The 1,612-nt window shown below is 69.5% G+C and carries 2 protein-coding genes; both read left to right on the top strand.

Annotation, left to right across the window (positions count from 1 at the left end; genetic code table 11):
• Positions 1-63: 63 nt before the first annotated feature.
• A complete protein-coding gene (gene ipdC / locus A5659_RS04135; RefSeq protein ID WP_066877466.1) occupies positions 64-1,143 on the top strand; it encodes a (3aS,4S,5R,7aS)-5-hydroxy-7a-methyl-1-oxo-octahydro-1H-indene-4-carboxyl-CoA dehydrogenase in 1,080 nt (359 codons plus the stop codon).
• Between the two features lie 54 nt (positions 1,144-1,197).
• Positions 1,198-1,612: SatD family protein (locus tag A5659_RS04130; RefSeq protein ID WP_231997728.1), on the top strand; the 415-nt coding region annotated here is incomplete at its 3' end.

Here is a 1,612-nt window from a genome sequence, read left to right as displayed (position 1 = left end):
GCTGCGCCTGATCCGCGAGGTCATCGACCCGAAGTCGCTGCGCGACAGAGAGATCCGCTGACGGTGGTTACGAAGCTGCGCACGCCGCTGACCGAGCTGGTCGGTGTCGAGCACCCGGTGGTCCAGACCGGGATGGGCTGGGTGGCCGGCGCGCGGCTGGTGTCCGCCACGGCCAACGCCGGCGGGCTCGGCATCCTGGCCTCGGCCACCATGACGCTGGACGAACTGGCGACGGCCATCGCCAAGGTCAAGGCCGCCACGGATAAGCCGTTCGGCGTCAACATTCGCGCCGACGCCGCAGACGCCGGCGATCGCGTGGACCTGATGATCCGCGAGGGCGTCAAGGTGGCCTCCTTCGCACTGGCGCCCAAGCAGGAGCTCATCGCGCGGCTGAAAGAGGCCGGCGTCGTGGTGATTCCGTCGATCGGCGCGGCCAAGCACGCCCGCAAGGTCGCCGGCTGGGGCGCCGACGCGATGATCGTGCAGGGCGGCGAGGGTGGTGGGCACACCGGCCCGGTCGCCACCACGCTGCTGCTGCCCTCGGTGCTCGACGCCGTGCAGGGCAGCGGCATTCCGGTGATCGCGGCGGGCGGATTCTTCGACGGACGCGGTCTGGCGGCCGCGCTGAGCTATGGCGCCGCCGGCGTCGCGATGGGCACCCGGTTTCTGCTCACCTCGGATTCGACGGTGCCCGACGCGGTCAAGCGCCGTTACCTCGAATCGGCGCTGGACGGCACGGTGGTCACCACCCGGGTGGACGGGATGCCGCACCGGGTGCTGCGCACCGGTTTGGTGGAGAAGCTGGAAGGTGGTTCGCCGGTGCGGGGCCTGACCGCGGCCGTGCGCAATGCCGCCAAGTTCAAGCACATGTCGCAGATGACCTGGCGGTCGATGATCAGCGACGGCCTGGCGATGCGGCACGGCAAGGAGCTGACCTGGTCTCAGGTGGTGATGGCGGCCAATACCCCGATGCTGTTGAAAGCCGGGCTGGTGGACGGCAACACCGACGCCGGCGTGCTGGCTTCCGGCCAGGTGGCCGGCATCCTCGAGGACCTGCCGTCGTGCGCCGAACTGATCGAGTCGATCGTGCGCGACGCGGTCCGGCACCTGCAGGCGGCGTCGGCTCTCATCGAAGAGGTGTAACGCCTCGATAAAGCGTATAGCTAAATCCTCGCATGATTAAGCTATACTCTTCAAATGGCTCGGATGAAGCTGGGTCCTTCATCACGGGCGACGCTCATCGGTGACGTCGTCGGTTCCCGGCGTGCCACCGACCGCTCGAAGCTGCATGGGAGCCTGGCGGCCGCCCTGCGACACGTCGCCGCCGAAGCTATCGGCCCGCCCGCGTTCACCGTCGGCGACGAGTTCCAGGGCAGTTACCCGACCGTCGGCTCCGCGATCGATGCCGCCCTGACGCTGCGGCTGGCCGTCGGCCCCGACATCGACGTCCGGTTCGGCATCGGCTGGGGCTCGGTCACCATCCTCGATGCCGCCGCGGGAATCCAGGACGGCCCGGGCTGGTGGACCGCCCGTGAGGCCATCCAGCACACCGCGGAGGCGCAGCGGCAGCCCGGCTTGACGCAGGTACGCACGACGTTTCGGGCCGAGGCCG

Origin of the sequence: Mycobacterium sp. 1165196.3 (assembly GCF_001673415.1) — a bacterium.
In the GTDB taxonomy this organism is placed as follows: Bacteria; Actinomycetota; Actinomycetes; order Mycobacteriales; family Mycobacteriaceae; genus Mycobacterium; species Mycobacterium europaeum_A.
Note: the sequence above shows the minus strand (reverse complement) of the source record. Positions and strands in the feature narration are given on the sequence as shown.